At 55.9% G+C, this 24,803-nt stretch carries 24 protein-coding genes and 1 pseudogene; 13 read left to right on the top strand and 12 right to left on the bottom strand.

Translation table 11 applies throughout. The annotated features are described in order from the left end of the window. The first annotated feature begins 8 nt into the window (after window positions 1-8). The 3 genes from hpxX to hpxZ are packed head-to-tail and all read left to right on the top strand — an operon-like array spanning window position 9 to window position 1,974. The gene (gene hpxX / locus FE839_RS07945; protein WP_138360294.1) at window positions 9-197 is read left to right on the top strand and encodes an oxalurate catabolism protein HpxX; all 189 of its coding nucleotides are present in this window, start codon (window positions 9-11) and stop codon (window positions 195-197) included. Next, the gene (locus FE839_RS07940) at window positions 194-1,591 is read left to right on the top strand and encodes an AtzE family amidohydrolase (protein WP_138360293.1); all 1,398 of its coding nucleotides are present in this window, start codon (window positions 194-196) and stop codon (window positions 1,589-1,591) included. Before hpxX ends, FE839_RS07940 begins: the two co-directional genes overlap by 4 nt. Then, a complete protein-coding gene (gene hpxZ, locus FE839_RS07935; protein ID WP_171034841.1) occupies window positions 1,588-1,974 on the top strand; it encodes an oxalurate catabolism protein HpxZ in 387 nt (128 codons plus the stop codon). The genes FE839_RS07940 and hpxZ overlap by 4 nt, the downstream gene beginning before the upstream one ends. 161 nt (window positions 1,975-2,135) lie before the next feature. Here hpxZ and puuE read toward each other — a convergent pair whose 3' ends face one another. From puuE to FE839_RS07920, 3 genes and pseudogenes are all read right to left on the bottom strand, one after another. Next, window positions 2,136-3,035, bottom strand: coding sequence for an allantoinase PuuE (gene puuE / locus FE839_RS07930; protein WP_241675621.1), 900 nt, complete (start codon window positions 3,033-3,035; stop codon window positions 2,136-2,138). Beyond that, a pseudogene (hpxA, locus tag FE839_RS07925) lies at window positions 2,953-3,828 on the bottom strand (allantoin racemase). Before hpxA ends, puuE begins: the two are co-directional and overlap by 83 nt. Continuing rightward, the gene (locus FE839_RS07920; RefSeq protein WP_138360290.1) at window positions 3,828-4,544 is read right to left on the bottom strand and encodes a GntR family transcriptional regulator; all 717 of its coding nucleotides are present in this window, start codon (window positions 4,542-4,544) and stop codon (window positions 3,828-3,830) included. Before FE839_RS07920 ends, hpxA begins: the two are co-directional and overlap by 1 nt. Before the next feature lie 145 nt (window positions 4,545-4,689). On the opposite strand from FE839_RS07920, the gene FE839_RS07915 reads away from it, so the two are divergent. Together FE839_RS07915 and guaD are read left to right on the top strand one after the other, a co-directional pair. Then, window positions 4,690-6,177 (top strand): NCS1 family nucleobase:cation symporter-1, encoded by a 1,488-nt coding sequence (locus tag FE839_RS07915; RefSeq protein ID WP_138360289.1) that lies wholly within the window; start codon window positions 4,690-4,692, stop codon window positions 6,175-6,177. Window positions 6,178-6,285: 108 nt separating this feature from the next. After that, window positions 6,286-7,605 (top strand): guanine deaminase, encoded by a 1,320-nt coding sequence (guaD, locus tag FE839_RS07910; RefSeq protein WP_138360395.1) that lies wholly within the window; start codon window positions 6,286-6,288, stop codon window positions 7,603-7,605. Window positions 7,606-8,276: 671 nt separating this feature from the next. On the opposite strand, the gene uraH is transcribed toward guaD, so the two are convergent. Genes uraH through FE839_RS07890 form a run of 3 tightly spaced genes read right to left on the bottom strand, consistent with a single transcriptional unit; the run spans window position 8,277 to window position 10,460 of the window. Beyond that, window positions 8,277-8,603 (bottom strand): hydroxyisourate hydrolase, encoded by a 327-nt coding sequence (gene uraH / locus FE839_RS07900; RefSeq protein ID WP_138360287.1) that lies wholly within the window; start codon window positions 8,601-8,603, stop codon window positions 8,277-8,279. After that, window positions 8,600-9,100, bottom strand: coding sequence for a 2-oxo-4-hydroxy-4-carboxy-5-ureidoimidazoline decarboxylase (gene uraD, locus FE839_RS07895; protein ID WP_138360286.1), 501 nt, complete (start codon window positions 9,098-9,100; stop codon window positions 8,600-8,602). Before uraD ends, uraH begins: the two co-directional genes overlap by 4 nt. After that, window positions 9,078-10,460, bottom strand: coding sequence for a nucleobase:cation symporter-2 family protein (locus FE839_RS07890; protein ID WP_138360285.1), 1,383 nt, complete (start codon window positions 10,458-10,460; stop codon window positions 9,078-9,080). The genes uraD and FE839_RS07890 overlap by 23 nt, the downstream gene beginning before the upstream one ends. 348 nt (window positions 10,461-10,808) lie before the next feature. On the opposite strand from FE839_RS07890, the gene hpxO reads away from it, so the two are divergent. Continuing rightward, entirely contained in the window at window positions 10,809-11,963 is a 1,155-nt protein-coding gene (gene hpxO, locus FE839_RS07885) for an FAD-dependent urate hydroxylase HpxO (protein WP_138360284.1), read from the top strand. A gap of 94 nt (window positions 11,964-12,057) precedes the next feature. On the opposite strand, the gene hpxR is transcribed toward hpxO, so the two are convergent. After that, a complete protein-coding gene (gene hpxR / locus FE839_RS07880; RefSeq protein WP_138360283.1) occupies window positions 12,058-12,981 on the bottom strand; it encodes a LysR family hpxDE operon transcriptional regulator HpxR in 924 nt (307 codons plus the stop codon). Window positions 12,982-13,106: 125 nt separating this feature from the next. Here hpxR and hpxD point away from each other — a divergent pair, with 125 nt between their 5' ends. Both hpxD and FE839_RS07870 read left to right on the top strand, forming a co-directional pair. Further along, complete coding sequence (gene hpxD, locus FE839_RS07875; protein ID WP_138360282.1) at window positions 13,107-14,144, top strand: molybdenum cofactor-independent xanthine hydroxylase subunit HpxD; 1,038 nt, start codon at window positions 13,107-13,109, stop codon at window positions 14,142-14,144. Between the two features lie 12 nt (window positions 14,145-14,156). Then, a complete protein-coding gene (locus tag FE839_RS07870; RefSeq protein ID WP_138360281.1) occupies window positions 14,157-15,125 on the top strand; it encodes a PDR/VanB family oxidoreductase in 969 nt (322 codons plus the stop codon). Between the two features lie 265 nt (window positions 15,126-15,390). On the opposite strand, the gene leuO is transcribed toward FE839_RS07870, so the two are convergent. Together leuO and FE839_RS07855 are read right to left on the bottom strand one after the other, a co-directional pair. Next, on the bottom strand, window positions 15,391-16,374 hold the full coding sequence (leuO, locus tag FE839_RS07865; RefSeq protein ID WP_138360280.1) for a transcriptional regulator LeuO: 984 nt from the start codon (window positions 16,372-16,374) through the stop codon (window positions 15,391-15,393). Between the two features lie 259 nt (window positions 16,375-16,633). Beyond that, a complete protein-coding gene (locus tag FE839_RS07855; protein WP_138360278.1) occupies window positions 16,634-16,921 on the bottom strand; it encodes a hypothetical protein in 288 nt (95 codons plus the stop codon). Window positions 16,922-16,967: 46 nt separating this feature from the next. Between FE839_RS07855 and FE839_RS07850 the strand changes: the two genes are divergently transcribed. Next, a complete protein-coding gene (locus FE839_RS07850; protein WP_138360277.1) occupies window positions 16,968-17,303 on the top strand; it encodes a gamma-glutamylcyclotransferase family protein in 336 nt (111 codons plus the stop codon). 51 nt (window positions 17,304-17,354) lie between these two features. On the opposite strand, the gene FE839_RS07845 is transcribed toward FE839_RS07850, so the two are convergent. Next, entirely contained in the window at window positions 17,355-18,383 is a 1,029-nt protein-coding gene (locus FE839_RS07845; protein ID WP_138360276.1) for an LLM class flavin-dependent oxidoreductase, read from the bottom strand. Between the two features lie 570 nt (window positions 18,384-18,953). Here FE839_RS07845 and FE839_RS07840 point away from each other — a divergent pair. Genes FE839_RS07840 through cmoB form a run of 3 tightly spaced genes read left to right on the top strand, consistent with a single transcriptional unit; the run spans window position 18,954 to window position 21,139 of the window. Next, complete coding sequence (locus tag FE839_RS07840; RefSeq protein ID WP_138360275.1) at window positions 18,954-19,349, top strand: MAPEG family protein; 396 nt, start codon at window positions 18,954-18,956, stop codon at window positions 19,347-19,349. Between the two features lie 39 nt (window positions 19,350-19,388). Next, on the top strand, window positions 19,389-20,132 hold the full coding sequence (gene cmoA / locus FE839_RS07835; protein WP_138360274.1) for a carboxy-S-adenosyl-L-methionine synthase CmoA: 744 nt from the start codon (window positions 19,389-19,391) through the stop codon (window positions 20,130-20,132). Continuing rightward, entirely contained in the window at window positions 20,129-21,139 is a 1,011-nt protein-coding gene (gene cmoB / locus FE839_RS07830) for a tRNA 5-methoxyuridine(34)/uridine 5-oxyacetic acid(34) synthase CmoB (protein WP_138360273.1), read from the top strand. The genes cmoA and cmoB overlap by 4 nt, the downstream gene beginning before the upstream one ends. A 114-nt stretch (window positions 21,140-21,253) precedes the next feature. On the opposite strand, the gene cutC is transcribed toward cmoB, so the two are convergent. Both cutC and FE839_RS07820 read right to left on the bottom strand, forming a co-directional pair. Continuing rightward, the gene (gene cutC, locus FE839_RS07825) at window positions 21,254-21,997 is read right to left on the bottom strand and encodes a copper homeostasis protein CutC (RefSeq protein ID WP_138360272.1); all 744 of its coding nucleotides are present in this window, start codon (window positions 21,995-21,997) and stop codon (window positions 21,254-21,256) included. 76 nt (window positions 21,998-22,073) lie between these two features. After that, window positions 22,074-22,643: a VOC family protein gene (locus FE839_RS07820; protein WP_138360271.1), complete on the bottom strand. Its 570-nt coding sequence runs from the start codon at window positions 22,641-22,643 to the stop codon at window positions 22,074-22,076. Window positions 22,644-22,936: 293 nt separating this feature from the next. On the opposite strand from FE839_RS07820, the gene argS reads away from it, so the two are divergent. Further along, on the top strand, window positions 22,937-24,670 hold the full coding sequence (argS, locus tag FE839_RS07815) for an arginine--tRNA ligase (RefSeq protein WP_138360270.1): 1,734 nt from the start codon (window positions 22,937-22,939) through the stop codon (window positions 24,668-24,670). Window positions 24,671-24,803: the final 133 nt, after the last annotated feature.

Genomic DNA, 24,803 nt, shown 5'->3' with positions numbered 1-24,803 from the left:
AGTCAATAATGAATATACCGCAAGCCGAATGGGACGTTTATCTTGCACAAATGGAACAATTGCTGGCGCTGGAGCTGGACGAGACCCGACGCGCTGAACTCAGATTGCAGTTTAGCCGCATTGCCGCCATGGCCGGTCCGCTGCTGGCCTTTCCCCTCGACGAACGCGTCGAAATCGCCGGAGTGTATAAAGCATGAAGCTACATGAATTAACTATCCACGACATACAGCGCGCACTGGCAAGCGGCGATCTCAGCGCCAGAGAGATTGCCCGCCATACTCTGGAGAGCATTGCGCGCGTTAACCCGCGGATCAACGCCTGGACCCACGTCAGCGAAAAGCGCATGTTCGCCGAGGCGGAGAATATTGACACCCTGCGACGGGAAAAAAAGCCCCTGCCCGCGCTGGCAGGCATTCCCTATGCGGTGAAAAATCTGTTCGATGTCGCCGGTCACACCACCCTTGCCGGCGCCCGGCTGTTTAGCGACCGATCTCCGGCCGTCGCCGATAGCTGGGCGGTGCGTCAGTTGCACAGCGCTGGCGCGCTGCTGTCCGGGATGCTGAATATGGACGCCTACGCTTACGGGTTTACGACGGAAAACAGCCATTATGGCGCAACGCATAACCCGCACGATCTTGCCAAAATCGCCGGGGGATCGTCCGGGGGATCGGCGGCGGCAGTAGCCGCGGGGCTGGTGCATTTCACGCTGGGCAGCGATACCAACGGTTCCATTCGCGTCCCGGCTTCGTTATGCGGGATCTTTGGTCTGAAACCGACATTTGGCCGTTTGTCGCGCTCCGGTAGCCATCCCTTCGTCGCCAGCCTCGACCATATTGGCCCGTTTGCCCGCTGCGTTGGCGATCTCTCCGCGGTTTATGACGCGCTACAGGGGCGCGATCCTGCCGATGGTTTTCAGGCGGACAAAGCCAGCGAACGTACCGCTAATCTTTTAACTCGCGGCATGGAGGGGTTACGCTGCGCCACGCTCGGCGGTTATTTTTCGACCTGGTGCGATAACGATGCGCGCGCGGCGGTCGCCCGCGTCGCTCAGGCGCTTGCAGCGCATGATGAGCTGAACTTCCCGGAGGCCGAACTGGCCCGTTCGGCGGCATTTATTATCAGCGCTTCAGAAGGCGGTAATCAGTATCTGCCCGAACTCCGCCGCCAGCCCGAACGTTTTGAGCCGAACTCCCGCGAACGCCTGCTGGCCGGGGCGATGATCCCGTCGGCATGGTATATTCAGGCCCAGCGCTTTCGCCGCCATGCGCAGCAGGCGTTTAAAACCCTGTTTACCCACGCCGATGTGCTGATCGCGCCAGCTACGCCATGCTGCGCCACCCCCATTGGCGCCCAATTGATGGAAATAAACGGCCAGGCGTTACCGATCCGCGCCAGTATGGGGATACTCACTCAGCCCGTCTCCTTCCTCGGACTGCCGGTGGTCACGGTGCCGCTACGCACCCCGAACGGGCAGCCGATCGGCGTGCAGTTAATTGCCGCCCCGTTTAATGAACAAGCCTGCCTGCGCGTGGCGCGGGTACTGGAAGAGATGGGCATCACCGATGCCCGCCCTGCGGAGATTGCAGCATGATGACACAAGACCATATTAACCGGCCGCTGATTCTCGCCGAGGTCACCGCGGCGTTTTACCGCTATGAGGAGGCGCTGGTAAGCAATGATGTCGAGGTGCTGGACGAGCTGTTCTGGCACGATAAACGCACGGTGCGTCTGGGAGCCGGAGAGAATCTGTACGGCATCGACGAAATCCGCGCTTTTCGCGCCGCCCGGCCTGCCGCCGGGTTGCAGCGCGAGCTGCGCCACACCACCATCACCACCTTCGGCGAAGATTACGCGGTATGCAGCACCGAATTCACCCGTGAGGGGAGCGAACGCATTGGTCGCCAGCAGCAAACCTGGGTACGTTTCCCCTTTGGCTGGCGCATCGTCGCCGCCCATGTCAGTCTGATGAGCTAGGTCTTTTGTCCCTCCGGTGACGCAGCCGGACCGGCTAAACGCCCGCCTCCGGGAGTCGCCCTCTCGTGCCAGCCCTCTCCCGAAAAGAGAGAGGGTCTCCAGCGTAGCCAGAGTTTATCTGTGGACTTTCCGGGCAGGAGGACACACGCATCCGCAGGCCATTACGCACCGAACGGATGCACCTCGCGCCAGTGATCGGCAATCTGCTGACGGGTACAGACCCATACCCGTTCATGCTGCTGAATATAGTCGAGAAAACGCTGCAATGCGCGGAAACGGCCCGGACGCCCCAGCAGGCGGCAATGCATGCCAACGGACATCATTTTCGGCGCCTGTTCTCCCTCTGCATACAGCACATCGAAGCTATCTTTCAGATAAGTGTAAAACTGCTCGGCGGTATTAAACCCCTGGGCGGTGGCGAAGCGCATGTCATTGGCATCAAGGGTATATGGCACAATCAGATGGGGTTTACGCGTGCCGTCGCTGCACGTCACCTCGCTCCAGAACGGCAGATCATCACCATAATAGTCGCTGTCATAATCAAAGCCACCATGCTCAACCACCAGTTGCCGGGTGTTCGGGCTATCGCGCCCGGTATACCAGCCGGTGGGGGGCTTGCCGAACAGCGCGGTTAATACCTGAACCGCCTTGTTCAGGTGCGCCCGTTCCTGCTCAATGGACATATTCTGATAGTGAATCCAGCGCCAGCCGTGGCTGACCACGTCATAGTTCGCCGCCTTAATCGCCGAAACCACATCGGGATGACGCGCCAGCGCCATAGCGACGCCAAATACGGTCAGGGGCAATCCGCGCTTGCTGAACTCCCGATGAATGCGCCAGAAACCGGCGCGGCTGCCATATTCATATAACGAGTCCATCGACATGTGGCGATCGGGGTAACTGGCGGCGCCAATAATATCGGACAGGAATTGTTCGGAACCGGCATCGCCATGCAGCACGTGGTTTTCCGACCCCTCTTCATAGTTCAGCACAAACTGCACGGCTATCCGCGCGTTTTGCGGCCACCGCGCATGCGGCGGATGCTCGCCGTAGCCGCGCAGGTCGCGAGGATAATCATCTGCCAAAAATACCATCGCCTACTCCTTCAATTTAAAATGGGTTTAGCGCCTGAAATTTGCCGCTTAACGCCTTGGGTTCCGGAAATGCCAGATCGCCCTGTTTGCTGGTGGACAGCCCTAACGCCACCAGCGACTCAACCATTTTGACCGCCGCGCTGACGCCATCGATGACCGGCACCCGCAGCTCATGGGTCAGTTCCTGCGCCAGCGTCGCCATTCCGCCGCAGCCCAGTACGATAGCCCCGCAACCATCTTCTTTCAGCGCCTGGATACAGCGCGCGCGCACCTTCTCCTGCGCCATGCCACTGCCGTCTTCCAGCGCCAGCACCGGTAAATCAATGGCGTGCAGAGCGGTGCAGTGGTGCTGAAAGCCATATTGATGCAACAAATGGCGCGCAATAATTAAGGTTCGCGGTAGCGTGGTCACGATAGAAAACCGGGTGGCGACCAGCGTTGCCATATGCATCGCCGCTTCCGCAATCCCCACCACCGGCCCTTGCGCCAGTTCACGCGCCGCCAGCAGGCCGGGATCGCCAAAACAGGCAATCACATGGCCATCCACGCCCTGGCGACGGCCAACGGCAATCTGCTCCAGCACGCCGACGGCGGCAATGGCTTCGTCAAAGTGTCCCTCTATTGACGGCACGCCCTCGCGAGGACAGACCGCCAGAATCTCGGTTCCCGGTGCGGCGACCGCTCTGGCTGCGGCGCCAATGGTTTCTGTCATCCCGGGACTGGTATTGGGATTAATAACTTGTATACAAACAGGCGGCATTATTGTTCCTTATAGGCGGCGAACAGCCGGGCAAAATCAGGTAAGGTGACACCAGATCGCTCAAAGCAAAGGCTGGCGACGATATGCTCAAAATGGTGCGTTAACGCGTCGCTCAGAGGCTGTAGCGCTTTGTCGCGCAGCAGTTGAATAAGCTGTTCATGATCGTCACAGCGACAGCCCTGACGCCACGGCGATCCCCATGCCGCAATCACTAATGAAGAGCGCTGGCTCAGACGGGTCACCATCTCAGTGAGCACCTGATTGCCGGAAATCGCCTGCATCTGAATATGGAACTCTGCGGAGTAGCGGATCGCCGCCGGGCCATCATAATTTTCGTGCGCCCGCTGCTCCTGACGGGTAATCGCTTCCAGCGCGGCGAGGTGCGGCGGCTGGCAGCGGGCCAGCACATCCGGCAAATTGGCCACTTCCAGCAGCGCCCGGGTACGAAAAATCTCCTGCGCCTCTTCAACAGTCGGACTGGCCACCTGTGCACCACGTTTGGGCGTTAACGTGACCATTTGCACAGTCGCGAGTCGTTGCAGCACCTTTCTGATCCCGGTGCGGCTCACGCCAAACACCTCTGCCAGCGCCTCTTCGGGCAGTTTGCTTCCCGGCGGCAACTGATGTTCGACAATCGCGGTCATCAACGCCTGATAGATTGATTCGTCTTTGTCATGCAGAGCTGGCGCGGTCTGCAGACGATGTTGATTACTCATTAACCACTCCGGTTTTAATCATTCGAACGCCAAATCGTATACATATAACGAAATTATTGCATACAAGATTATCTTTTTTGGTCTGATTCCTGCAACCGCCTCAGCGATCCATCTAACAGGGTTTTCATTGACAGGAGCAGGTTTCATGCCAAACACACACAATACCCATCAGGTTAAGGCCGCTGATCCCCACGCCGGCTACAGCCCACGCCTTAGCAATGAGGATCTGGCGCCGACGCGCGACCAGAACTGGAGCTGGTACAACATTTTCTCTTTCTGGATGTCCGATGTGCACAGCATGGGCGGATACGTGGTCGCCGCAAGCTTCTTTACTCTCGGACTGGCGAGCTGGCAGGTGCTACTGTGCCTGCTGGTGGGGATTTGTATTGTCCAGTTATGCGCGAATCTGGTGGCGAAGCCCAGCCAGATGGCCGGCGTCCCCTACGCCGTTATCTGTCGTCAGGCATTTGGCGTCTTCGGGGCCAATATTCCGGCGGTGATCCGCGGCCTGATCGCTTTTGCGTGGTACGGCATTCAGACTTACCTCGCCGCTAACGCGCTGATGCTGGTACTGCTGAAATTCTGGCCGTCGCTGTCGACGCTGACCGAAGCCAGTTTCCTTGGCCTGTCGCATCTGGGCTGGCTCTGCTTCGCCACCATGTGGCTACTGCAGGCGATGGTGTTCTGGCATGGGATGAACGCCATTAAGCGCTTTATTGATATTGCCGGTCCGGCGGTATACGTGGTGATGCTGGCGTTAGCAGGCTGGATTGTATACAAAACCGGTTTAGACGGGATCTCCTTTACCCTTGCCAGTAAATCGCTGAGCGCCGGGGAACAAACCTGGCAGATGATCACCGCCACCGCGCTGGTGGTCTCCTACTTCTCCGGTCCGCTGCTCAACTTTGGCGATTTCGCGCGCTACGGTAAAAGCATGGGCGAGATTCGCCGCGGCAACCGCTGGGGCCTGCCATTTAACTTCCTGCTGTTCTCTGTGGTTACCGTGGTGATTGTCTCCGGTACCCAGTCGCTGTTTGGCCGCATGATTACCGACCCGATTGAGACGGTAAGCCGCGTCGGCAACGATCTGGCGGTGGCGATTGGCCTGCTGACCATGATCACCGCCACCATTGGTATCAATATCGTGGCGAACTTTGTCTCCCCGGCATTCGATTTTTCTAACTGCTCGCCGCAGAAAATCAGCTTCCGCACCGGGGGAATGATCGCCGCCGTCGGTTCAATCCTGCTGACGCCGTGGAACCTGTTTAACTCGCCGGAGCTTATCCACTACACCCTTGATGTGCTGGGCGCCTTTATCGGCCCGCTGTTCGGCATCCTGATTGTTGACTTCTATTTAATTAAACGCGGGCAGGTGTCGGTCAACGATTTGTTCGACGACACGCCAAAAGGCCAATACTGGTACCGCAACGGCGTTAACCCGAAAGCCATCGCCGCGCTGGTGCCCTCCGTCGCCATCGGCCTGATCATCAGTTTTATTCCGGCCCTGCATGAGGTAGCGAACTTTAGCTGGTTTATCGGCGTACTGCTGAGCGGCGCGGCCTATCGCTGGATTGCCCGCGACGAACGCGTCGGCGCCGCAGCCAGATTCAGCGCCATTGCCCAGAAAGAGTGATGACTCTCCACCGCCGCGGCCCCTGTCGCGGCGATTCGCCGCCCACGCAAACTGGCATCAATTTTGCCTGACTCATCTATCCTTTTGCTAACCCACAAGGCAGCTATGATGATTAACTACGAGACCGCAATTCGCGGCGCATTTTTTGATATCGCCGCGGTTGCCGATAGCGCCGATGATATTGCCCGCCATGCGCGCTATCTGGAAGACGGGATATTGTTTCTTCGGGATGGGCGCATTGAGGCGCTGCTGCCGTGGCAGGCGGGTGAACAGCACCTGCGGCCGCAGGAAGGCTACCGCGATCTGCGCGGTAAACTGTTGCTACCCGGCTTTGTCGATGCGCACGTACACTACCCGCAAACCGAGATGATTGGCGCGTTTGGCGAACAGTTGCTGGAGTGGCTCACCACTTATACCTTTCCGGTGGAGAGCCAGTTTGCCAATGCCGACTATGCCGCGGAGATCGCCCAATTTTTCGTTAACCAGCTGCTGAGCCACGGCACCACCACCGCGCTGGTATTTTGCACCGTGCATCCTGAATCGGTGGATGCGCTGTTTAACGAAGCGCTGCGGCTGAATATGCGCCTGCTCGCCGGGAAAGTGATGATGGACCGCCACGCGCCGGACTATCTTAGCGAAAGCGCGGAGCAAAGTTACCAACAAACCCGAGAGCTTATTGCGCGCTGGCACCGGAGGGGCCGCCTCGGCTACGCTATTACGCCACGCTTCGCGCCGACCTCGACGCCTGAGCTGCTGGCGGCGGTGCAACAATTGCGGGAAGAGTTTCCTGATACCTGGCTGCATACGCATCTGAGCGAAAACCTCAATGAAGTGGCATGGGTAAAAAGCCTGTGGCCAGAGCATGAGCATTATCTTGATGTCTATCACCACTATCGTCTCACCGGCGAACGCAGCGTGTTTGCCCACGGTATTCATCTTGCGGATGCCGAGTGGCAATGTCTGCACGAAACCGGTTCAGCGCTAGCCTTTTGCCCGACGTCAAACCTGTTTCTCGGCAGCGGGCTGTTTCGTTTACCGACCTGCTGGCAGAAAAAGGTACGTATGGGCATTGGCAGCGATGTCGGGGCTGGCACAACGTTCAGTATGCTGCGTACTCTGGGCGAGGCTTACAAAGTTGGCCAGTTGCAAAGCTATCGTCTGCGCGCCAGCGAAGCGTTTTACCATGCCACCCTCGGCGGCGCGCATGCTCTGCGTCTTGATGAGAAAATTGGTAATTTTCAGCCGGGCAAAGAGGCCGATTTTGTGGTTATTGACCGGGCGGTCACGCCGCTGCAGCGCTTACGCAGCGAACGGTGCAACGATATCTACGAGCAGTTGTTCGTCCTGATGACCCTGGGAGATGAACGAAATATCAGCGAGACATGGGTGAACGGCGAACGCGTATGGGGAGATGCGGCTGCGGAGTAACACTTTTTCCGGGAGCATCGCGGTGCTCTGACGGTGCAGTGTCCGGCTGGCTGAGCGGTTCTGTTAATCGGTGGTTCTGGCGAAAATGGCGCATTTTTCATTTTCGCCCATTCAGATTCCGTGGCCTGTTCCGTTCACTATAAATACGCGGATATTCGTTATATCCACAGCGTGTGAACGGGCAGGGGGACGTTTCGCCCGTCCCCCTGCACCCCCGGCATTGCGCTGAAAACCTGCCGCTCCGCGGTCCGCTCCACTCCGGCTTCATCTGGCGGACCGGGCGGGACTCGACGCTACTCGTCCCATCCCTGGGACTCGCCCTTCCAGGGCCAGCGCAAGCGCTGTTCAAAATTGCTCCCGGCAATTTTGTCCCTGTCTCGACCCGCCCTCTGGCCGCCGTCCTGGCGGCCAGTCCTGGATGCGCGCCTGCGTTCTCGCCAGGTTTCCTTGATGCGCCCAACCCCCATGCGGTGAGTCCGTTATTCGTCAGGGGCTTTTCAGAGGCTGAAAATCATAAAAAAGTTATATCCTTTATATTTCAGCCCGTATCAGCTCAGTAACCGAATCAGATTTTCGTTTAAACCACCGATAATGCGATTGCCACAGGCAAATAAAACAGAAAACAACACCGATGATTTGCTTAAGTGCACGGCATTACTGGGGGACTGAAATCAGCTGCCGCGATAGGTTGACCAACCGCCAGGAGCAATTAAAAACGGCAAATGATAGTGATCGCCTGCCGCCTCACGAATAGCAAAATCAATCTGCGCATTCAGATATAGCGTATCGCGCCCGCTGGCGGCAAACCACTCGCCAATCTCCGCCGTCAGCCGGTAGCGCCCTGTCGCCAGCGACCCACCGCTCAGTTCACCAATACGACCATTATCATCAGTAATACCGCTGGCTATCCGCGCCCCTTCCCGTTCCAGCACAACTTTCACCCCCTGTGCCGGCAGGCCCGTGGAGATATCCAGAATATGGGTGCTTAACGTACTCATTCGCCAATGACTCCTTGCAGTCTTAATAAGGTGATTTCGCGCAACTGCGCTAACGCTTCCTGTACCTCTTCGCTATCACTGTTATGCAAACGCCGCGACAGCGCCTGTAAAATCGCCTCCCCGCTGCGCCCTTTCGCGCGAATCAAAAATACCCGCCCGAATCGGGCTTCATAGCGGGCGTTACCCGCCAGAAGCGCCTGCGTCAGGCGGGCGTCGCGGTCATCAACGTCCCCCTGCTCCTGACGCGATAACGCCGCGTGCGCCTGTTGCCCGACGGGTTTCTCGCCGATACGCGGATGCGCGCTCAGCGCCTGAGTTAACTCCGCTTCGCCCCACTCAGCCATCAGCTGCCGCGCGGCGGTGAGCAACTCGTGGCGGTTACGCCAGGGACGGCCGTCAACCAGCGCCGCCGTCCAGCCGGGAACGGCAACGCAGGGCGCCAGCAGTGAGGCCGCTTCTTCCCCGCTAAGCTGGTTAAAGTGATTCAGCGCGATCATCGTTGCTCCTTGTTGTCGCCCCCACGGCCTGTTTCTCTTGCGGAATAATCAGGTTCAGCACAATGGCCACCAGACCGCCGCTGGTCGCCGCGGAACCGAACAGGTTACCCACAATCGACGGAAAATGGGACAGCGACGCGGGAACGGCCTCAATCCCCAGACCAAACCCAAAGGCCAGGCCGACAATCAGCATATCGCGGCGGGTCAATGGATTCTGGGTAATGATGCGGATCCCCGCCGCGACGACGCAGCCAAACATCACCATCGTCGCGCCGCCGAGCACCGGGGCCGGGATCTGGCGCAGAACATCGCCAAACGGCGGAAACAGGCCGAGCAGAATCAAAATTACGCCGATATAACGTCCGACATAGCGGCTGGCGACACCAGTCATCTGAATCACGCCGTTATTTTGCGCAAAAGTAGTATTAGGGAACGCGCACAGCATCGCTGCCACCATACAGCTGATCCCGTCGGCAAGAATACCGCCTTTCAGTCGCGAACGAAAAGCGCCGTCATCAATAGACTGCTTAGAGATAAGGCAGTTGGCAGTTAAGTCGCCGACTGCTTCAAGAATGCAGACCAGCGACACCAGCGCAACGGGTAAAAAGATGGCGCTGTTAAACTGAAAACCAAACGGAAACAGTTGCGGCATACGGAACCAGACATCGCCAATACCTTTAAGCTGAAATGTGCCGCTAAGCGCCGCCGCCAGGCAGCCCACGGCGATCCCCACCACCACCGAAGAGAGACGCAGCCAGCGGTTTTTCGCGCAACTCAGCAAAACAATCGTCCCCAGCGTGGCCGCTCCGAGGGCGATATTGCCCATACTGGCGAACGCTTTTGTCTGTTCACCGCCGCACCAGTTAATCACGCTGACTTTAATCAGGCTCATACCGATCAGCGCAATCACGCTGCCGGTAATAATTGGCGTAAAAATCCGCTTCAGCGGCTCAATAAAGCGGCTGACAACGCAGGGAACCAACGCGGCAACGAAATTCACGCCAAACAGCATAGCCATAATATCCTGCGGCGTTCCCCCCTGCCCCTTGACCCACATCCCCCCCGCAATCGCCACACCGAGAAACGCGAAGCTGGTGCCCTGCATACAGATCATCCCGGCGCCGATTCCCCAGACCCGGTTAGATTGTAAAAAGGTGCCAATACCGGATGCCAGCAGAGACATACTGATTAACCAGGGCAGCCACTCCCCCAGCCCCAGAGAGGTGCCGATAATCAACGGCGGCGTGATGATACCCACCAGCCCGGCCAGCACGTGCTGTAAGGCGCTAAAAAATGCCGGAAGCGGCAGAATCCGCTGATCCAGGCCATACAGTAAGCCACCGTTCTTTTCATCTGACATGGTCGTTCCACCCTGTTACCAATAAGCGTACTGTGTCGGGTGCACAAAACAGGCCAAAATCGCTCACATCTGAGCAACATTTGCTTCTTTTTTATATTTTTCAACCAAATAGAATGTTTCCGCGCCGCCCCATCGTCCACCAGGCGGCCATAACGCCAGTGAAACATTAGATTCTTAATGGCCAGTAAAGAAATTATTGATTCATAAAAAGGCAATAAAAACGCTTTTATGCACCAATTTAAAGCATCCGCACCGTTACCGAAAGCACCAGCCCGTGAAATGCGCGCCTGTGACATTGTGGTACGCAAATTGCTCAAGCCTGTAACGACGTATGTAAAGGAGAAGTAAATGAAAGCATTAGTTATCGGCGGCGGAATTGGCGGCCTGAGCGCGGCGGTTGCATTGAAAAACGCAGGTATCGACTGCGACGTTTTTGAGGCAGTAAAAGAAATTAAGCCGGTCGGCGCGGCGATCTCCATCTGGCCTAATGGCGTTAAGTGTATGAAACATTTAGGCATGGGCGATATTATTGAGAGCTACGGCGGCCCGATGCATTTTCTGGCTTACAAGGATTATCAGCGAGGGGAGATCCTTACTCAATTCAGCCTCTCCCCTCTGGTGGCGCGAACCGGGGGCCGCCCCTGCCCGGTTTCCCGCGCCGAATTACAACGTGAAATGCTCAATTTCTGGGGACGCGATAGCGTGCAGTTTGGTAAACGCGTCACCCGCTGCGAAGAAAATGCTGACGGCGTTCGCGTCTGGTTTACCGATGGTTCAACGGCGCAGGGGGATTTTCTGATTGCCGCCGACGGTAGCCATTCGGCGCTGCGTCCGTATGTGCTCGGCTATACCCCCGAGCGCCGCTATGCAGGCTACGTGAACTGGAACGGTCTGGTGGAAATTGATGAAGCGATTGCCCCCGGCAATCAATGGACCACCTTTGTCGGTGAGGGGAAACGCGTCTCGCTGATGCCGGTTTCCAGTGGACGATTTTACTTTTTCTTTGATGTTCCGCTACCGGCGGGGCTTGCCGAGGATCGCAGCACCCTGCGGGCGGATCTTAGCCGTTACTTCAGCGGTTGGGCGCCCCAGGTGCAGAAACTGATTGCCTCCCTTGACCCGCAAACCACCAACCGGATTGAAATCCATGATATCGAGCCGTTTGATAAGCTGGTGCGCGGCAAGGTGGCGCTGCTGGGCGACGCCGGGCACAGCACCACGCCGGATATCGGCCAGGGCGGCTGCGCGGCGATGGAAGATGCGGTGGTACTGGGAGATCTGTTCCGCCAGAGCCACGACATTGCCAATGTGTTGCAGCAGTACAACGTACTGCGCTGTGACCGGGTTCGCGATCTGGTGCTGAAGGCACGTAAACGTTGTGATGTAACGCACGGTAAGGATATGGCGCTGACCGAAGCCTGGTATCAGGAGCTGAAAACCGAGACCGGGGAGCGAATTATCAACGGCCTGTGCGAAACCATTCAGGGCGGTCCGCTGGGGTAAGCGTTGTAAGTCCGCCGGTTAAGTACGAGTACGGTGTTACTCGCTCTCCCTCGCAGCGAGAGTCGGGGCGAAGGCATCACGCCTGAAAACGGTGTTACGATCGCTCCATCGCCCCGGCCTGCATCTCCTCAATAACCACCGTCAGTTTCTGGATGGCCATTTGCGCCGGGCGGGAAAGCTGACGCGAGGGGGCGGTGCATAAGGCCAGGGTCAACGGCCGCAGCAGCGTATTACGCAGCGGGACAAACGCCAGTTGCCCGCTTTTTACCTCATCGAAAACGTCCAGGCGACTGAGGATCGTCACGCCACTGCCTTTAAGCACCAGCGATTTTATCAGCCGGATATCGTTGCAGTTGATGCTGTTCGCCGGAGAAAAATCGTAGTGGCGATAGAGCATCGCCACGCGTTCGTGCACAATCAGCGGCGCGCCGGGGACGATATGTCGTGCTTCACTCAACTCCCCCAATGACAGCCTCGCGCTCTGTGCCAGAGGATGGGCAGGCGACATGATCACGCCCATCGCCAGTTCAGCAAAAGCCAGCACGCTCAGCCCCGCCTGGCCTTCCGGATCAAGAATCAAACCAAAATCGAGATCCGCCTGGCGCACCTTCTGGCTGACCGTGTGACTATCCGCCACCTGCAGATTCAGCTCCAGCCACGGCCAGTGGGCAATAATATCCGCCAGCGCGGTGGCAAAGCATCCCTCCGCCAGCGCCTGAACCATCCCGACGCTGACGGTGCCCCGCTTAAGCCCCTGAAGCTCATCAAACTTTTGTCGCGTCAGACGGAACTCCTTTTGCCAGCGCAACAGATTATCGTATAGCAGTTCCCCGGCGGTCGTCATACGCAACCCTTCCGGCAGGCGCTCAAACAGCGCGGTGCCAAATGCGTCTTCCGCCTGCAAAATTTGCCGGTTAATGGCCGAAGCGGAAATGTGCAGTTTTTCCGCCGCTCGCCGCAGACTCCCGCAGCGGGCCACTTCGGCAAAGTAGATAGCAAAACGCGAAAATGGGCTCATCTTTTACCTGTTCTCTTTTTTGCAACGGATTGCTGAATTAATGCTGATGGATGTCAACACCCTAATATGGCAACAATAAACTCACAACAATTAAACAAATGTTTTTGTGAGCAGGAAGAGAAGCCATGAACAGACAGCACCCCACGCCCCCCGCCCATTGCACTTTTGATCCTGAGGACTGGCTACGGCTGGCAAAATGCTGGCACCCGGTGGCCCGCGCCTGCGATGTCGGGCCTGCGCCAGTGAAGGCCACGCTGCTTGATGAGCAGTTGGTTATTTATCGCATTAAAGATCAGGTGGTTGTCGCTCGCGATGTTTGCCCTCATCGTGGCGTGCCGCTGACGCTGGGATTTCACGATGAAGAAGGGATCGTCTGTCCCTATCACGGTCTGCGCTTCGGCGAAGGAGGCCGCTGTAATCGCATCCCTTCCAGCCCCAATCAGCCAGTGCCGGCAAAGCTCAATCTCACCAGTTTTGCGGTGGAAGAGCGTTATGGCCTGATCTGGACCTGCCTGGCGTTCGACCCGGACAATCCAATGCCGCTGCCGGTGATGCCGCACTGGCACGACGATGGCTTTCAGCAAATCAACTGTCCGGCATTTGACGTCAACGGTTTTGCCGGTCGCCAGGTCGAGGGATTCCTCGATGTCGCCCATTTTGCATGGATCCATACCGATACCTTCGCCGACCCGGATAACCAGGTCGTACCGGACTACAATCCGCAGGAGACCGAATTTGGTTTTATTGCCGATTACTGGAGTTCCGTCGGCAACTATCCTGCCAGTGCCGGATTTCGTGCGCCTGAGGGCTTTCAGTGGCTGCGCCATTTCGAAATGCATCTGCCGTTTACCGCCACCCTGACGATTCATTTTCCCGGTGACGCCAGGCTGGTGCTTATGAACGCCGCCTCGCCGGTTTCATCGCGGGTAACCCGGATGTTCGCGCCTATCGCGCGCAATTTCGACCTCCACGTACCGGTGGAAGAGGTTCACGCGTTTAATCTGCGCGTTTTTGAGGAAGATCGCCTGATGGTGGAGACTCAGCGTCCGGAAAGATTACCGCTGGATTTAACACTCGAAGCGCATATTCCCGCCGATCGCAGCTCCATCGCCTATCGACGCGGGCTGAAGAAAATGGGCTTCGGCGACTTTTTCCTCGTGTAAGTGGAGAAAATAATGAGTGATGTAATCGAGGTTATCGTTGACGGCCTCTGGCGCCAGGGGAGCCAGAGCCTCGCCGTCCGGCTGGTGGCGCAGAGCGGCCAGCCGCTTCCGGCGTGGCAGCCCGGCGCGCACATTGATGTTCACCTGCCCTGCGGGATGATTCGCCAGTATTCGCTCACCGGTCCTGAGACTGTTGACGATGGCTACCTGATTTGCGTGGCGCTGGAGAACGCCTCTCGCGGCGGCTCTCGTTACATTCACCAGCAGTTACGTCCCGGCCAGACGCTGCTGATTTCTCGCCCGCGAAATCTGTTTCCTTTATGCCCTGCGCAACGGGTGACGCTGCTGGCCGCCGGGATCGGTATTACGCCGCTGTATGCGATGGCGCTCAAACTGGACGCGCAAGGGGTGCCTTTTACGCTGCACTATTATCTGAAAAGCCGCGCACAGGGGGCCTTTGTGCGCGAACTGCAGCAACGTTTCAGCGCCGACAGGGTAATCATTCACTGCTCCAGCGACGGGGACAGCGCACGGCATAATCTGGCCCCGGCGCTGATTGATGCGGATAGCGGACAGGCTCTTTATCTCTGCGGGCCGACGGGATTTATGGCCACCGCGCGCCAGGTCGCGCTGGATAAAGGTTGGCCAGAAAGCCAAATCCATAGTGAAGCATTTCAGCCCACCGCCACGGCGTCCACGGCGCAGGAGGGGGACGCCTTTATCGTGACCCTTGCTTCGTCGGGCGAACAGTGGCCAGTGCCTGCAGACAAAACCATTGCTCAGGTACTACAGGAGAATGGCGTCGCGGTTCCGCTCTCCTGCGAAATGGGGATTTGCGGTGCCTGCCTGACGCCGGTCATCGAAGGGATTGTCGACCATCGCGATACCGTGCAGTCAGAGGCGGAAAAATCCGCCAGCGCGCAGCAGATTGCCCTGTGTTGTTCCCGCAGTCGATCGGCGACTTTATGCATTGATTTATGACGACGGCCTTAGCCAACGAAAAGTCATGCCTCGCCCGTAACGTCGATATCCTTCGCTCCGCTCTCCGGTCAGACGGGCTGGCGACATTGACGTTCCGCCGTTCTCGCCGACGGGCGATCGCCAGGGTTACGTTGACAAACTACCGGTAAAATCCGCGGCGCTGAGGAGCAGAGCGTCTTGCGTTATCGGGCGCCGGGCATGATATGCCGCCCGGTTTGCCGCATGCCCTACCGCAGCGCGGCCCGGAACGGGCCGCATCATTGTGTCATTGCCAGTAGGCATCGTCCGCCTTTGGCCTATCCTGGCGCTGGCAGATTTCTATCAGTTGCTCCGCCATCCAGCGGTGACATTTTTCCTGTCCCGCCGTTTCATGCCATGAGAGGTAACAGGTTCGATTGTTCATGTCTAAAGGCAGCGGCAGCAGTTCCAGCGCAAATTGCCCGGCAAATTCTTTGGCCAGCCACTCCGGGGCGATAGCCACCATGTCGGTTCGCGAGACAATATTCAGCACGCTCACCATGGCGTTACCGTGAAAAGCGATGCAGGCCTGTTGTTCCGCGGAGCTATACCAGGGATAGCTAAAAGAAGCATAGCGATCCAGTGCCACCGCGGCATGCTGCTCTTGATAAATACCCTGTTCAGTCAACGGCGCTGCGATGCGCGGATGCTTGCGCCGGGCAACTAATACCATCTCATCGTTAAACAACGGAACGCTGGTAAATTCCGGGTGATTAAATTTGTTGTAGTCGATAACAAACTCAACTTCCTGGTAGCGCAACTGGTTGATAACCTGCTGACTCAGTGAAGATTTAAATGTTAATTTGACCCGCGGCGCTGTCTGGCTAATTTTATTGAATATCAACGGGGTCAAAGCGTTATCCAGAGGGCTACAAACGCAAAGATTATAAATATGCTCATAGTCCTGCGGATCAAAAAGCGTATCCGGCAACTCGTTTTGCACCAGCTGTAGCGCGCGACGAACCGAACTGCAAAGCTGAAAAGCGCGATCTGTGGGTTTGATCCCTCGGCCATTGCGGACAAACAGCTCATCCTTAAACAACTTTTTCAGGCGGGAAACCGCGCTGCTGACCGCGGGTTGCGACATTCCCAGCACATGCGCAGCTTTGGTTAAGCTTTGTTCCCGCATCACAATATCAAAGATAGTCAGAAGATTAAGATCCACTTTCCGCAATACGGGTTGCAGATCTTTCGGTTCTGCGGTTGGTTTAAATATTATATTGTCGTTCATGTTGGCAACTCCACCAGCACATTAATCAGCGATTCTGCTTCGTAACACTGAGACCTTTTGCCAAAGAAAAAAGATGGGCAGATAAATCACCATCGGCAACAGTAGCCATGTGTTATCTGTTTCCAGCAGCACGCTTAAATGTATGAAACTTATTAGCAAAATAGAAAAAAGCAAAACAATATGCAGTGTATTGTGTTTCCTGGAAAAAATGGCGTAACGATACAGCATTATATTTCCCTTCGTTCACTCCTGGAACGAGTTATAATACCACACAAAAAACAATGAAATTTCTGAAAAACACGCGAATTAATCCTAATAAGTAAATTCTTACTGCAATATCAAGGAAGGCGACAGCAACCTGGATTATGGCAAGTACAAATCCATCGCCAACAATATACAGGCGATGATATAAATAAGAGGCGCACCAACCGCAGTCAGCCCGCCGATATAAACAAAACGTTGCCAGAAGATAACCAAAAGTACGCTTTATCTTACCGCCAATCCACGGACGTCTTGCCAGACCTGTTTTTACCTCGTATTTTGGCACTTCCTTTGCCCATCAGGGCGTTCATCGCTTGCGTTAACGAGGAATAATGGAACGCTTATTTGTCTACGGTACGCTCCGCCCGGGCCAGTGTAATGCTCATATTCTGGAAGATATAGGTGGAGAATGGTTGCCAGGTTATGTGACCGGCACGTTTTATGAACGCGGCTGGGGGGCGGCGGCGGATTTTCCGGGAGTCGTTCTTGATAAAAACGGCGCGCGTATTTCGGGTTATCTGTTCCTGTCCGCGCACCTTACCGCGCACTGGCCCATGCTGGATGAATTTGAAGATGGCTACGATCGCGTTGCCACTGAAGTGACCCTCGATGAGGGTCAGCAGGTGACCGCGTGGATCTATCAGCTACAGCCGAAAAATAATCCGTAAATATGTCTACCCCGCATCACGTAAAGCTGCGGGGCGTTATCCATTTCACAGTTACTCGTCGCGCCAGCCCATTGCCGGTGCGACATGTTGCAGAATGGACTCAATCACATGGATATTATAATCCACCCCCAACTGATTCGGTACGGTGAGCAATAACGTATCCGCTTCGGCAATCGCTTCATCCTGTTTCAACTGTGCGATCAGCTTATCCGGCTCTGCGGCATAGCTGCGCCCAAAAATCGCTCTTGTATTTTGATCAAGGAAACCAACCGAATCGCTACTCTCGCCGCCTGAGCCGAAATACATGCGATCGCGATCGTCCATCAGGGCAAAAATGCTGCGGCTGACCGAAACGCGAGGCGTACGCGTGTGTCCAGCCGCCGCCCAGGCCTCGCGATAAGCCCGGATCTGTTTTGCCTGCTGAATATGAAAAGGCTCGCCGGTTTCATCATCTTTCAGCGTCGAACTTTGCAGATTCATCCCCAGTCTCGCCGCCCATATTGCCGTGGCGTTCGAACCGGCTCCCCACCAGATACGCTCGCGCAAACCTTCTGAATAGGGTTCGGGGCGCAACAGGCCCGGCGGGTTAGGGAACATCGGCTGCGGATTAGGCTTCGCAAAACCCTTCCCTCGCAGGGCGTCAAGCAGGACTTCAGTATGGCGGCGCGCCATATCAGACGCGTTTTCCCCTTCCGCGGGGACGTAACCAAAATAGCGCCAGCCATCCACCACCTGCTCCGGCGAGCCACGGCTGATCCCCAACTGTAAACGCCCGCCGGAGATTAAATCCGCCGCGCCCGCATCTTCGACCATATACAGCGGATTTTCATAGCGCATATCAATAACGCCCGTACCCATTTCAATACGCCGTGTTTTCGCCCCTATCGCGGCCAGCAAAGGAAATGGAGAACTGAGCTGACGGGCAAAATGATGCACCCGAAAATAAGCGCCATCCGCGCCCAATTCTTCAGCGGCGACGGCCAGATCGATGGATTGCAATAGCGCATCCGCGGCGGAACGCGTTGCGGAGTGCGGCGACGGTGTCCAGTGGCCAAATGACAAAAAACCGATTTTTTTCATAACGTAGGTATACTCTAAATAATTAGAGTTGCAGGAAGGCGGCAAGAGAGCAAATCCCCAGGAACATAGATAGCTATGTGACTGGGGTGAGCGAGCGCAGCCAACACACATGCAACTTGAAGTATGACGAGTATATCCTGATTTTCAGGGGAAAGCCGGGGAACAACACCGCACCCAGGCCTTTTATATACAGCGGGTATAACGAATTCCACCGTATTTATCGTGAGCGGAACAGACCACTGACAAAAACACACATACGCTTTTTCGCCAGCCGGAAGCAGAGCGCCATATGGGCAAACACCCCGCGTAACAATCTCAACACGCTGCTTAACTGATCCTCATTCTATTTTTGTCGGATTATTCGCTTACTCTACGCATTATCTGCGGAGAATAAATACGGTTTGTTTAACCGAATAGATCAAATATATTGTTGAAGTCAGTGATTAACGCGTAAATAATCCCCGCATTATCCTGGTGGAAAAAGGGATACGCTATCAATTACGCAGTAAGCCGCTTTTTTCTGCTATCCTAAACGGCGCTACCGGACAGAATGAAAAGGGAGTTTTTAGTATGATCAGCGCGCTATATGCGGTTTTAGGTGCGTTATTGCTCATTAAGTTTTCTTATGATGTCGTGCGCTTGCGAATGCAATATCACGTCAGCTACGGCGATGGCGGTTTCAGCGAACTGCAGGTGGCTATCCGTGTACACGGGAACGCGGTTGAATATGTCCCCATCGGTCTGGTTCTGCTGCTGTTTATGGAAATGAACGGCGCACAGACCTGGATGATTCATCTCTGCGGTATTTTACTGATCGCCGGGCGTCTGATGCACGCTTATGGATTTCATCATCGTCTTTATCGCTGGCGTCGCTCCGGTATGAGCGCGACCTGGTGTTCGTTATTGCTGATGGTCATCGCGAATATCTGGTATATGCCCTGGGAGTTGGTTTTCTCCGTCCGTTAGCGCACAATACGCCGTTTTCGATTTTTCGGGTTTAAGGTTATGTCTCATCGCGATACGCTCTTTTCCGCGCCGATTGCCAGTCTCGGCGACTGGACCTTTGATGAACGGGTTGCTGAAGTCTTCCCGGATATGATTCAGCGCTCTGTTCCCGGCTATTCCAATATTATTTCGATGATCGGCATGCTGGCTGAGCGTTTCGTTCAGCCGGATACCCAGGTCTACGATCTTGGCTGTTCGCTTGGCGCGGCGACGCTGTCCATCCGCCGCAATATTGCGCATTCCGGGTGCAAAATTATCGCCATTGATAACTCTCCGGCGATGATTGAACGCTGCCGTCTCCATATTGACGCCTATAAAGCGCCGACGCCGGTCGAGGTGATCGAAGGCGATATTCGTCACGTCGCCATAACAAACGCCTCACTGGTGGTACTCAATTTCACGATTCAATTTCTTGAGCCGGGCGAACGCCAGGCCATTCTTGATAAAGTTTATCAGGGGCTGAACCCTGGCGGCGCGCTGGTGCTGTCGGAAAAATTCAGTTTTGAAGATGATAACGTCGGCGAACTGCTCTTCAACATGCATCATGATTTCAAACGCGCCAACGGCTACAGCGAACTGGAAATCAGCCAGAAACGCAGCATGCTGGAAAACGTGATGCTGACCGACTCCGTGGAAACCCATAAAGCGCGTCTGCGCAAAGCCGGTTTCGAACATGCCGAACTCTGGTTCCAGTGCTTTAACTTCGGATCGTTAATTGCCGTCAAATCCGGAGAACAGGGATGATTGACTTCAGTAATTTTTATCAATTGATTGCCAAAGGTCCCCTCTCGCACTGGCTGGAGACCCTTCCCGCGCAGGTAGCCGCCTGGCAACGTGACGCGCTGCACGGGAAATATCGTGAATGGGAACGCGCCGTCGAATTTTTGCCTGAATTTGCGCCCTGGCGTCTGGATTTATTGCACAGCGTTACCGCCGAGAGCGAAACGCCGCTCGGCGACGGCCAGCGTCTGCGCATTGAAAATCTGCTGAAAAATCTGATGCCCTGGCGTAAAGGGCCCTATTCCCTCTACGGCGTGCATATTGATACCGAGTGGCGTTCTGACTGGAAGTGGGAGCGCGTGCTACCGCATCTTTCCGATCTTACCGGGCGTACCATCCTTGACGTCGGTTGCGGCAGCGGATATCACATGTGGCGAATGATCGGCGCTGGCGCCCGGCTGGCGGTCGGTATCGACCCGACGCAACTGTTCCTCTGCCAGTTTGAAGCGGTGCGTAAGCTGCTGGGCAACGACCCGCGCGCACATCTGTTGCCGCTGGGGATTGAGCAACTTCCGGCGCTGAATGCCTTTGATACCGTGTTTTCGATGGGGGTGCTGTACCATCGCCGTTCCCCGCTCGATCATCTGTGGCAGCTAAAAGATCAGCTGGTTCCCGGCGGCGAGCTGGTGTTGGAGACGCTGGTGGTGGAAGGCGACGAAAATCGCGTTCTGGTGCCGGGCGACCGCTATGCGCAAATGCGTAACGTCTACTTTATTCCTTCTGCGAACGCCTTAAAACAGTGGCTGGAGAAGTGCGGGTTTATTGACGTGCGAATTGTTGATGCGTGCATAACCACCACTGATGAACAGCGCCGCACCCCGTGGATGACTACCGAATCGCTGGCCGACTTCCTTGACCCGAACGATAGCAGCAAAACCCTTGAAGGTTATCCCGCCCCGCTGCGGGCCGTGCTCATTGCAACAAAGCCGGAAACCCAGCAATCTTTAGCGGCGAAAAAAGCAGGACGATAATCTTCCGCCTGGACAAGCCCCATATTGTGCACAAAAAAAGGCCCCTGTTTAATGGGCAGGGGCCTGGTACGGGCAATCATCATATTGGGCGACATGATGTGCAGTAAAAACGGGCTAATCTCTCCGCGCGAGAATCGTATTCTTCATTTTCGCTACCGCTTCGCCGTTCACGGCGTAACGTAAATATTCTGCGGCGTCAGTGCCGGTTGACATCGATAATCCAGGATGGCGAAAACGCATCGGGGACGGTAACCACTGACCTGCCGAACTGTGCACTTCTTTTACCCCTGCCTGGATAAACAGCGGTAAGTTGGCGGCACGCACGCCTGCCCCTGCCATAATGATTGGAGTACGGGTTAGGGTAATAAGTTCCCTGATAAGTGAAATTCCTTTTTCAGCCGTCGCCTGCTGGCCCGATGTCAGGATTCGCTTAACGCCGAGTTCGAATAGTTCAGCACAGGCCTGGCGCGGGTTTGCACACATATCAAATGCCCGGTGAAAGGTCACGGCCAGCGGGCCTGCCGCCGTCATAATTTTTTCCATTCGTGCGCGATCGACCTGGCCGTCAGCATCCAGAATACCGATCGCCAGTCCGGGAAAACCCAGTTCCTTCACGGCGGCGATATCGTCAAGCATGGCGGCGAACTCGCCAGCGCTATAACAAAAATCACCGCCGCGCGGACGAATAATGGGATGCACGGGGATCGTCACCCTTTCACGCACCGATTTCAGTACGCCCAGCGACGGCGTCAGCCCTCCCTCCTGCGGCGCGGCGCACAGCTCAATGCGATCGGCGCCGCGATGCTGGGCCTCCAGCGCGCACGCCATGCTGTAACAACAGACTTCCAGTAAAGTCATTCTTTTCTCCGTTGACATAACAGACGCCATAGCGTGTCACGATTTATTCGCGCCGACGCCGCATGACTTCACACTGTCACCCTTCAGCCTGCTCACTGGCGACAATTTGTTCAATCGACCACGGATGAAATTTAATCGTCACGTTGCCATCCGTGACCGCCAGAGTCGGGTTGGGTAAGCGCTCGCGTTCCCCTTTTGGCGAGCTGGTTTTGACAAAAATACCCGGCTGGCTAAGACCTTCATCGGAAAGCAGCGTCAGCGCCCGGGCGTTCAGCGTGTCAGGCTCACCTGGCAGGACGATTTCAATATGTTCCCAGCCCTCATGGGGATAACGCTTTTCACCCGGCCACGGCAGTTCCACAATATGCAGGCGCCAGTGTGCGACGCAAATCGGCTCATCCAGTTTGAATAAGCAGATAGGGCGACCATTAATAATATTTTCCGACAGCAGCGTGCCGCATTGTTCAAACCCGCTACGCCAGCGCTCCGCCGTGGTATTCTGATGGCAGCGCAGAGAAATATGGTCAGCATCATGCAGCGCCATATCCAGACCAAGCCGACTGGCAAGCGCATTTAACGCCTCGGTGAAATGCACCAGGTCCGCGGAAATATCGTTCAGTTTATCAATCTGCTGCCAGTTCGCCATTGTAAGCCTCGGTTCGTACCAAAAAGCGCTAATTTATCGCGTTTCGCCAGGCAGACCAACCGGCAATCTGCAGTCATCATCAGTGAACGGTTATTCGTTAAGCATGCCCGGTGTAAGGTAAGCTTACCTTGTATTGACACGCAAAATGGCGGCGAAAATAAAAATAAAGTCTTCGTCAACGCCCGCGCGCAATGCTGACGCACAGGCGTAAATACAGTATACTTCCGCCCTTATTTGTCCACATTCCAGCGCCGCCCCGTCAGGGCGATAGCGTGTAAACGTAAGGTATTTCGGTGAATATTCAGGCTCTTCTCTCAGAAAAAGTCAGCCAGGCCCTGATCGCAGCAGGTGCGCCTGCCGATTGCGAACCTCAGGTCCGCCAGTCAGCAAAAGTCCAGTTCGGTGACTATCAGGCCAACGGCGTGATGGCCATTGCTAAAAAACTGGGCATGGCGCCGCGACAACTTGCAGAGCAGGTTCTGTCTCATCTCGACCTGAACGGGATTGCCAGCAAAGTTGAAATCGCCGGTCCGGGCTTTATCAATATTTTCCTCGACCCGGCATTCCTGGCGGAAAACGTCAGCAGCGCGCTGAAATCTGAGCGCCTGGGCGTTTCTCAGCCGCAGCCGCAGACGGTGGTCATTGACTACTCCGCGCCAAACGTCGCAAAAGAGATGCACGTCGGGCATCTGCGTTCCACCATCATCGGCGATGCCGCCGTGCGAACGCTGGAGTTTCTTGGCCATAACGTCATCCGTGCTAACCACGTGGGCGACTGGGGTACCCAGTTCGGCATGCTCATCGCCTACCTGGAAAAACAACAGCAGGAAAATGCCGGTGACATGGCGCTGGCGGATCTCGAAGGTTTCTATCGCGAAGCGAAAAAACACTACGATGAAGATGAAGCTTTCGCCGAGCGCGCACGCAGCTATGTAGTTAAGCTGCAGAGCGGTGACGACTATTTCCGCGACATGTGGCGCAAGCTGGTGGACATTACCATGTCGCAAAACCAGCTCACCTATAACCGCCTGAACGTCACTCTCACCCGTGACGATGTGATGGGTGAAAGCCTGTATAACCCGATGCTGCCGGAGATCGTTGCCGATCTGAAAGCCAAAGGTCTGGCCGTTGAAAGCGAAGGCGCTACCGTTGTTTTCCTTGATGAGTATAAAAACAAGGAAGGCGAACCGATGGGCGTCATCATCCAGAAAAAAGATGGCGGCTATCTCTACACCACCACCGATATCGCTTGTGCGAAATACCGTTACGAAAAACTGCATGCCGATCGGGTGCTGTACTATATCGACTCTCGCCAGCATCAGCACCTGATGCAGGCATGGACCATCGTCCGTAAAGCGGGTTACGTACCAGATTCCGTCCCGCTGGAACACCATATGTTCGGTATGATGCTCGGCAAAGACGGCAAACCGTTTAAAACCCGCGCGGGCGGTACCGTGAAGCTTGCCGATCTGCTGGACGAAGCGCTGGAACGCGCCCGTCGCCTGGTTGCCGAGAAAAATCCGGATATGCCTGCCGACGAGCTGGAAAAACTGGCTAACGCCGTCGGGATTGGCGCAGTAAAATACGCTGACTTGTCCAAAAACCGCACCACCGACTACATCTTCGACTGGGATAATATGCTGGCATTTGAGGGCAACACCGCGCCTTATATGCAATATGCCTATACCCGGGTGCTTTCCGTATTCCGCAAAGCGGAAATCGATGAAAGCGCGCTGGCGGCTGCGCCGGTCCTCATTACCGAAGATCGTGAAGCCCAGTTGGCTGCGCGCCTGCTGCAATTTGAAGAAACCCTGTCAGTTGTCGCGCGTGAAGGAACGCCGCACGTCATGTGTTCTTATCTGTACGATCTGGCGGGCCTGTTCTCCGGCTTCTACGAGCACTGCCCGATCCTGAGCGCTGAAAGCGAAGAGACGCGCAACAGCCGCCTGAAGCTGGCTCTGCTGACCGCGAAAACCCTCAAACTGGGGCTCGATACGCTGGGTATTGAAACCGTAGAACGGATGTAATTCTCGACAAAATAGCGCTAAATGCCGATGATTTAACCCGATCATCGGCATTTTTATCGTCTCGTGTTTGCCGGTTAGTCTCCTCTTGCATCCGTCCCTGATTCCGGATGCGCACCAGGAACGCCGTTAAAAA

The organism is Klebsiella indica (assembly GCF_005860775.1).
GTDB lineage: Bacteria > Pseudomonadota > Gammaproteobacteria > Enterobacterales > Enterobacteriaceae > Klebsiella > Klebsiella indica.
The sequence above is the reverse complement of the archived record's forward strand: the minus strand, read 5'-3'. Positions and strand labels throughout refer to the sequence as shown.

Bases quoted from the DNA above. Each gene is read 5' to 3' on its own strand.
- leuO (WP_138360280.1), bottom strand. From the start codon at position 16,374: ATGAACGACAATATAATATTTAAACCAACCGCAGAACCGAAAGATCTG.
- cmoA (WP_138360274.1), top strand. From the start codon at position 19,389: ATGTCTCATCGCGATACGCTCTTTTCCGCGCCGATTGCCAGTCTCGGC.
- hpxD (WP_138360282.1), top strand. From the start codon at position 13,107: ATGAACAGACAGCACCCCACGCCCCCCGCCCATTGCACTTTTGATCCT.
- hpxZ (WP_171034841.1), top strand. From the start codon at position 1,588: ATGATGACACAAGACCATATTAACCGGCCGCTGATTCTCGCCGAGGTC.
- guaD (WP_138360395.1), top strand. From the start codon at position 6,286: ATGATTAACTACGAGACCGCAATTCGCGGCGCATTTTTTGATATCGCC.
- FE839_RS07820 (WP_138360271.1), bottom strand. From the start codon at position 22,643: ATGGCGAACTGGCAGCAGATTGATAAACTGAACGATATTTCCGCGGAC.
- FE839_RS07870 (WP_138360281.1), top strand. From the start codon at position 14,157: ATGAGTGATGTAATCGAGGTTATCGTTGACGGCCTCTGGCGCCAGGGG.
- uraH (WP_138360287.1), bottom strand. From the start codon at position 8,603: ATGAGTACGTTAAGCACCCATATTCTGGATATCTCCACGGGCCTGCCG.
- FE839_RS07850 (WP_138360277.1), top strand. From the start codon at position 16,968: ATGGAACGCTTATTTGTCTACGGTACGCTCCGCCCGGGCCAGTGTAAT.
- cutC (WP_138360272.1), bottom strand. From the start codon at position 21,997: ATGACTTTACTGGAAGTCTGTTGTTACAGCATGGCGTGCGCGCTGGAG.
- FE839_RS07940 (WP_138360293.1), top strand. From the start codon at position 194: ATGAAGCTACATGAATTAACTATCCACGACATACAGCGCGCACTGGCA.
- hpxO (WP_138360284.1), top strand. From the start codon at position 10,809: ATGAAAGCATTAGTTATCGGCGGCGGAATTGGCGGCCTGAGCGCGGCG.
- hpxX (WP_138360294.1), top strand. From the start codon at position 9: ATGAATATACCGCAAGCCGAATGGGACGTTTATCTTGCACAAATGGAA.
- uraD (WP_138360286.1), bottom strand. From the start codon at position 9,100: ATGATCGCGCTGAATCACTTTAACCAGCTTAGCGGGGAAGAAGCGGCC.
- FE839_RS07920 (WP_138360290.1), bottom strand. From the start codon at position 4,544: ATGAGTAATCAACATCGTCTGCAGACCGCGCCAGCTCTGCATGACAAA.
- FE839_RS07845 (WP_138360276.1), bottom strand. From the start codon at position 18,383: ATGAAAAAAATCGGTTTTTTGTCATTTGGCCACTGGACACCGTCGCCG.
- FE839_RS07890 (WP_138360285.1), bottom strand. From the start codon at position 10,460: ATGTCAGATGAAAAGAACGGTGGCTTACTGTATGGCCTGGATCAGCGG.
- FE839_RS07915 (WP_138360289.1), top strand. From the start codon at position 4,690: ATGCCAAACACACACAATACCCATCAGGTTAAGGCCGCTGATCCCCAC.
- FE839_RS07840 (WP_138360275.1), top strand. From the start codon at position 18,954: ATGATCAGCGCGCTATATGCGGTTTTAGGTGCGTTATTGCTCATTAAG.
- hpxR (WP_138360283.1), bottom strand. From the start codon at position 12,981: ATGAGCCCATTTTCGCGTTTTGCTATCTACTTTGCCGAAGTGGCCCGC.
- cmoB (WP_138360273.1), top strand. From the start codon at position 20,129: ATGATTGACTTCAGTAATTTTTATCAATTGATTGCCAAAGGTCCCCTC.